Genomic DNA, 6,716 nt, shown 5'->3' with positions numbered 1-6,716 from the left:
CTTGATAAGACTTCCTCTATCTCAAAATACGTATGGAAACAATACCATCGAAGCGGCTTAGGTTCAAGAGCAATACCATCCATCCTTGAGGTGGAAGTATTTTCTTGAATGCCGTACTTGACCACACCCTCTTGTGCCTGCAGTATACCTGTATGAAGAAGTGGAAGCGACCCGATAAGAAAAGCCTCAGGCAGATGATCGTTCAACGTGACAGCGCCCGTATCGTGCACTACCTGCTTCGTTTGGTGGTCATCCTCATCCTCATCGCCCAGGCCTTCAACAAGAACTATGAGAATGTATTCTTATGTGTCTTGACCCTCATGCTCTTTGCCGTGCCCTCTCTCATCGAGACCAACACCCATATCGATATTCCCGACACCTTGGAGAACATTATTCTCTTCTTCATTTTCAGTGCCGCGATATTGGGAGAGATTCGCTCCTACTATGTGACCTATCCCTTCTGGGATACCGCACTGCATACCATAAACGGCTTTTTGGCAGCTGCCATCGGCTTTTCATTGGTGGACATCCTCAGCCAGAACGAACGCTTCTCCTTCAGCCTCTCCCCGCTCTTTGTAGCCATCGTAGCCTTCTGCTTCTCCATGACCATCGGGGTTATCTGGGAGTTCTTCGAGTTTGGCATGGACATGGTGTTCGGCATGGACATGCAGAAGGACACGGTGGTGACCACCATCCGCTCGGTCATGCTCGACCCGACCAAGAGCCAGAAGGTCGTGGTGATCAAGGGCATTGAGGAGGTGATGGTCAACGGCAAGGAGCTGGGAGTCGGAGGATACCTGGACATCGGGCTCATCGACACCATGAAGGACCTCTTTGTCAACTTCATTGGAGCGGTGGTCTTTTCAACAGCCGGCTATTTCTATCTCAAGTACCGCTCCAAGAAAGCCGCCTTTGTCAAGCGCTTCATTCCCACCCTGATGGATGTGGAGCCGAAAAAGGATGAGTCGTAATATTTTCCCATTGCATTAACAAACAAATAATGGTTTACTACTCTTTGTGGAGTAGTACATGCAGGAAAAACGGAATTTAATCATTGCAGGAAGCATCTTCGGCATCCTTGCAGTCGGCCTCGTTGCCTTGGGCAACCCAGCCAACATGGGCTTTTGCATCGCTTGCTTTTATCGGGACATTGCAGGTTCGCTGGGCTTGCACTCAGCTGCCGCCGTCCAGTACGCGCGTCCTGAAATCATGGGCCTCATTCTTGGTTCCTTTGTGATCAGCACCATCAAGGGCGAGTTCAAGAGCCGGGGAGGTTCTTCCCCTTTTTTGCGCTTTATCATTGCCTTCTTTGTCATGGTCGGGGCCTTGGTCTTCCTCGGTTGTCCCTTCCGTATGATTCTCCGTCTTGCAGGCGGAGATCTCAATGCCTTGGTAGGACTCTTCGGGTTTGCCGCAGGTATCGGAGTCGGTGGAATCCTCTTGAATAGGGGTTTCAGCCTGGGGCGCAGCTATACCCAGAGCAGAGCTGAGGGCACAGCCTTCAGCGCAGCAGCCCTCATCCTTGTTCTCATCGTCCTGTTCCTCCCGATGCTCCTGAAGGCAAGCACTTCAGGACCGGGCAGCCAGCACGCCCCCCTGCTCGTCTCATTGGCCGCCGGTCTTGTCGTCGGCTCGCTTGCCCAACGTACCAGGCTGTGCATGGCAGGCGGCATCCGCGACCTTTTCCTCTTCAAGGATCCTACTCTGTTGTTTGGTTCGGTTGCGGTATTGGTAGCCGCCTTCATCCTGAACCTGGCCACCGGCTTCTTCAAGCCGGGCTTCACCGGCCAGCCCATCGCCCACACCCAGTGGCTGTGGAACTTCCTTGGCATGGGCCTTGTCGGCTACGGCTCGGTACTGCTCGGCGGCTGTCCTTTGCGCCAGACCATCCTGGCAGGTGAGGGCAACAGCGACAGCGCAGTGACTGTGCTGGGCTTTCTTGCAGGAGCTGCAGTGAGCCATAACTTCGGCCTTGCCTCCTCGGTACAGGGTGCCACAGCAGCAGGAAAAATTGCTACGATCGTCGGCTTTGCCGTCATTACCCTCATTGCTGTTGCAGTGATGAAGAAACACAGAAGGAGTTAACACCATGCAGATAGTAGACACCCGCGGGCTTTCCTGCCCTCAGCCGGTCATTGAGACGAAGAAAGTAATCGATGCCAAGGCAGTCGAGCTTCAGGTACTGGTGGACACCATTGCCGCCAAGGAGAATGTCAGCCGGTATGCAAAGGCCGCCAAGTTCTCTGTCAGCGCTGTCAAGACCGAGTACGGTTGGGAATTGGAGCTGAAGAAGCTATGAACGTGTTTGTCGCCACCTTCTACGACCATTGGGGAGCGGTGCAGTTTCGTACCTTTGCCAAGACTGTTGGGGTGGTTTGCACCCTAAAGCCGGTTCCCCGTACGCTCTCATCCTCCTGCGGCACCTGTGCCTGGTATGAGAGTGAGGATTGGGATATCGGGTACAAGCACGCAGAGCTTGAGGCCGTCTACCGCCAAGTAGGCTCGCAGTTCACCAAGGAGATGTAGGTATGGATTCAGTGAAACTCACCCAGATGGTGAAGACAAGCGGCTGTGCAGCCAAGCTGCCTCCCAAGCAGCTGCATCAGGTGCTGGACAGCATAGGCTGGATGCACAGTCCCGACCTTGTCGAAGGCTTCGAGGGCAGCGACGATGCCTGCGTCTACCGTCTTCCGATCGGCAGCGGCCTTTTGATGCTGCAGACCGTCGACTTCTTTCCCCCCATGGTCGACGACCCCTACCTCTTCGGGCAGGTGGCTGCCGCCAATGCCTTAAGTGACATCTATGCCATGGGAGGGGAGCCGAAGGTTGCCCTGAACCTGGTCTGTTTTCCCTCCTGCCTCGACCTTTCGGTTCTCAAACAGATTCTCCTTGGCGGTCAGAGCAAAGTCGCCGAGAGCGGGGCTGTGATAGCAGGCGGGCATACGATCAGCGACCCGACGCCCAAGTACGGCCTCTGTGTCACCGGCTTCGCCGTTGAGAACAAGGTATGGGCCAACCATGGCAGCAGGCCCGGCGACGTTCTCATTCTCACCAAGGCTTTGGGTGTGGGAATCGTCAACACTGCAGTGAAGGCAGGTCTTGCAAGCAAGGAAGCCCAACAGAAAGCCGTTTTGAGCATGACCACGCTGAACAAGGCAGCCTTTGAGGCTGCACGCAGCAAGGACGTGCATGCTGCAACCGACATTACCGGGTTTTCCCTTTTGGGTCATGCCCATGAAATGGCAACTGCCAGCAATGTTTCCTTCATCCTCAACTCCCAAAGTATTCCAATCATCGAGGAAGCGTTGGAGTATGCAGCCATGGGCCTCAATCCCGAGGGGCTCTACAACAACCGTGAGTATCTCGAGGGCTCCGTCCTGTTCAGAAGTGAGATTGATCTAGAACGTATGGACGTCCTCTATGACCCGCAGACCTCGGGAGGACTGCTTTTGAGTATGAGCAAAGCCGATGGGCTTCTCTACAGCCAAGAGACAGGCTTTCCGATCATAGGCGAGGTTGTTGAGAAGGCAGAATCTCCGTTGCTGGTTGTGTGATAAGACAGGCAAGCATTGCTTCCCAGGGTAGTATTTTCTGTACTGTTACATAATTGCCGTGCAGGTTTTCGGACAGTATGAAGAAGGGTTTCGATCTGTCGAACCCTTATTTTCTACCCCGGTGGTACATCGGGTAGTTACCTCTGTTCTTGATTGAAGTCACTATAAGGATTTCTTGGCAACGAGCGTATAGCGGTAGTTTTTACACAAACTTTTCTTGACAAGTACAGTTTTTGTTCAAAAACTCTTGAATCCGTGATTATGAAGGGGTATGAAATGCTTGAATTCGTGATTATAGGGACGGATATCCTATGAAAAGAAAGATATTTGCAGAATTGGAGTGGAAGCAACAAGAGATGGGGCGAACGGCCCTGCTCATTGAAGGTGCCCGCCGTGTTGGGAAGAGCTATATAGTTGAAGCATTTGCAAAGGCTGAGTACAAGAGTTATATCGTAGTTGATTTCAACCGTTCCAGTGAAGAGGTCATGGATCTGTTCGTTCATTACCTCAATGATCTGGATACGTTCTTTTTGTATCTTTCGAACCTGTACAATGTGAAGCTTTATGAGCGGGAGACGCTGATTATTCTTGATGAAGTACAACTCTTTCCGAGAGCACGGGCGGCACTTACATATTTGGTTGCCGATGGTCGGTATGACTATATCGAGACTGGCTCGCTGATGAGTGTAAAGAAACACGTGCAGGACATAGTCATACCGTCAGAGGAACGACACCTTACCATGCATCCGTTGGATTTTGAGGAATTTCTGTGGGCGCTTGGGAATGAAACACTGATGGATTTCATAAGAATCTGCTTTCACGATAGAAAACCGTTGGGCCAGGCCCTCCATCGAAAGGCAATGGATTTTTCAGGCAGTATCTCATTGTAGGCGGTATGCCCCAAGCAGTTGAAACATATGTGAATACCCGTGATTTCAATAGCGTGGACCGGGTGAAACGTGACATCCTTACCCTCTATCGAGGTGATATTGTCAAACATGCCCAAGGGTATGAGATGAAGGTCGAGCAGATTTTTGACGATATTCCGGCACAGCTTCAGAAGCATGATCGAAAATTCAAATGGGCATTGCTTTCGAAGGAAGCCCGACTGCGTGAGTATGAGGATGCACTCTTTTGGCTCAGCGATGCAATGATTGCCAGTATCTGTTATAATTCCAGCTCACCAACTGTCGGACTTCGACTCAATATGGATCGAATGACTTTCAAATGTTATATGGCTGATACAGGGCTTCTCGTCAGTCATGCGTTTGATGAGAACGGTATCGTGAGTGAAGAGATCTACCAGAAAATTCTCTTTGATAAGCTGGCAGTCAACCTGGGGATGATCGTTGAGAACATTGTGGCACAGATGTTGGTTGCAAGCGGTCACAAGCTATATTTCTATTCCAACTCATCGCGAGATGATGCTCTATCGCGTATGGAAATAGATTTTCTCATTGCAAAGAGCAAGGTCAGCAACAAACACAACATCTCACCTATAGAAGTGAAGTCCAGCAAGAATTACACCCCGACGTCCCTTCAGAAGTTCAGGGCAAAGTTTGCCCAACAGCTCCACACGCCGTATGTCCTGCACACCAGTGATTTCAGACAGGAGGATGGTATCACCTATCTGCCACTATATATGACGCTGCTTCTATAAGATCATTCTCGAATTTCACCGATTGAAGTCTTTAAAAAACACCGAATAAAACTCACTAATTTAACCGAAAGATGTTGATGATTTCCTATCTTGCAACTATACTATATGTAAAAGAGGAATAGAGATGGATCCTTCACAATATCGTCCTAGAGTTATCGATGAGCTGGTTGAACAATATTTACAGGCATTTGGAGCAATTTGTATTGAGGGGCCAAAGTGGTGTGGGAAGACGTGGACTGCACATATGCATGCAAAGAGTGCATTTCTTGTAAGTGATCCCGCGGGTAATTTTCAAAACCGGCAATTGGCACAGCTTGACCCCTCAATCGTACTGGATGGGGAGTTTCCAAGATTGATTGACGAGTGGCAGGAAGTGCCTTCCCTCTGGGATGCCGTTAGGTTTAAGGTTGATGACCAGGCAGTTAAGGGACAATTCATTCTTACCGGTTCTGCAACGCCAAAGCGTAGGGGAGTGATGCATTCTGGAACCGGTCGAATAGCACGATTGAGAATGATGCCCATGTCACTGTATGAATCTGGAGATTCCTCAGGCTCCATCTCTCTTAAGGATATTTGTAACTCAGTATATGAAACAAAGTTGACAGGGGAGGTCCAGTTACGGACTATTGCTACTCTCATTCTTAGGGGAGGATGGCCTGGGAGTATTGGATTGTCTACAAAGAATGCTGTTCTGATCCCAAGGATGTACTTGAAAAACGTTGTTGATGATGATGTTGACAAGATTGATGATATCAAGAGAGACAAAGCCAAGATGAGGCTTCTGTTACGCTCTCTTGCAAGAAACGAGAGTACAACTGTAGGAAAGAAGAAGCTCAAGGACGATATGATGGGTGTAGAGAAGACTTCAATTGATGAAGACACCATAACCGATTATCTCGATGTGTTTACCAGACTCTTCATCTTGGAGAACCAAAAACCCTATGGAGCATCGCTACGGTCATCGCTTTCTGTCAAGCAAGCAGAGAAACGTCATTTCACTGATCCGTCATTTGCCTGCTCACTTTTAGGAATCACCCAGGAAGACAAGCTTATCGGTGATCTCCAAACGTTTGGGTTCATGTTTGAAGCGTTGTGTGTACGGGATCTTAGGATTTATGCTCAAGCGTTTGGTGGGGAGTTATACCATTATCAGGATTACGAGAACAATGAGATAGATGCAGTCATCGAAATGCCGGATGGCTCTTGGAGCGCATTTGAAATCAAGCTTGGAGCCAATCAGATTGATGCGGCTGCACAGTCGTTGTTAAAGATTCAGGCTAAGTTTCTTAAGCCGGCTTCCTCGTTGTGTGTAATCTGTGGCCTTTCGAATGCAGCCTATAGACGCCCTGATGGGGTATATGTTGTACCTTTGACTGCATTGAGGCCTTGAAGACGGAAAAACCTTGAATTCGCAAGGTGAAAGCGATTTACCGCAAAAGTCTCCAGTGGATTACCGCAAAAGTCAATTATTTATTGATTGTAGAGCCAATTTCAAAATGGAA

Annotated in this window: 8 protein-coding genes; all 8 read left to right on the top strand. The window is 49.6% G+C overall.

Going from position 1 to position 6,716, the window contains the following annotated elements; translation table 11 throughout:
* Positions 1–104: 104 nt before the first annotated feature.
* The 8 genes from B3K89_RS01275 (at position 105) to B3K89_RS01240 (ending at position 6,604) form a co-directional block, all read left to right on the top strand.
* Positions 105–971: a hypothetical protein gene (locus tag B3K89_RS01275; protein WP_345906949.1), complete on the top strand. Its 867-nt coding sequence runs from the start codon at positions 105–107 to the stop codon at positions 969–971.
* 58 nt (positions 972–1,029) lie between these two features.
* Positions 1,030–2,085: a YedE family putative selenium transporter gene (yedE, locus tag B3K89_RS01270; protein ID WP_345906948.1), complete on the top strand. Its 1,056-nt coding sequence runs from the start codon at positions 1,030–1,032 to the stop codon at positions 2,083–2,085.
* A gap of 4 nt (positions 2,086–2,089) precedes the next feature.
* A complete protein-coding gene (locus B3K89_RS01265; RefSeq protein WP_298502578.1) occupies positions 2,090–2,299 on the top strand; it encodes a sulfurtransferase TusA family protein in 210 nt (69 codons plus the stop codon).
* Positions 2,296–2,526, top strand: a complete 231-nt coding sequence (locus tag B3K89_RS01260; RefSeq protein ID WP_298502574.1) for a putative Se/S carrier-like protein — start codon at positions 2,296–2,298, stop codon at positions 2,524–2,526. Before B3K89_RS01265 ends, B3K89_RS01260 begins: the two co-directional genes overlap by 4 nt.
* A 2-nt stretch (positions 2,527–2,528) precedes the next feature.
* On the top strand, positions 2,529–3,554 hold the full coding sequence (selD, locus tag B3K89_RS01255; protein WP_298502571.1) for a selenide, water dikinase SelD: 1,026 nt from the start codon (positions 2,529–2,531) through the stop codon (positions 3,552–3,554).
* Between the two features lie 311 nt (positions 3,555–3,865).
* Positions 3,866–4,444, top strand: a complete 579-nt coding sequence (locus B3K89_RS01250) for an AAA family ATPase (RefSeq protein ID WP_345906947.1) — start codon at positions 3,866–3,868, stop codon at positions 4,442–4,444.
* A 5-nt stretch (positions 4,445–4,449) separates the two neighbouring features.
* Positions 4,450–5,214 (top strand): DUF4143 domain-containing protein, encoded by a 765-nt coding sequence (locus tag B3K89_RS01245; RefSeq protein WP_345906946.1) that lies wholly within the window; start codon positions 4,450–4,452, stop codon positions 5,212–5,214.
* Between the two features lie 124 nt (positions 5,215–5,338).
* A complete protein-coding gene (locus tag B3K89_RS01240) occupies positions 5,339–6,604 on the top strand; it encodes an ATP-binding protein (protein WP_345906945.1) in 1,266 nt (421 codons plus the stop codon).
* Positions 6,605–6,716 lie beyond the last annotated feature (112 nt).

The sequence above is a fragment of the Sphaerochaeta sp. UBA5849 genome, from assembly GCA_002432715.1.
GTDB lineage: Bacteria > Spirochaetota > Spirochaetia > Sphaerochaetales > Sphaerochaetaceae > Sphaerochaeta.
Note: the sequence above shows the minus strand (reverse complement) of the source record. Positions and strands in the feature narration are given on the sequence as shown.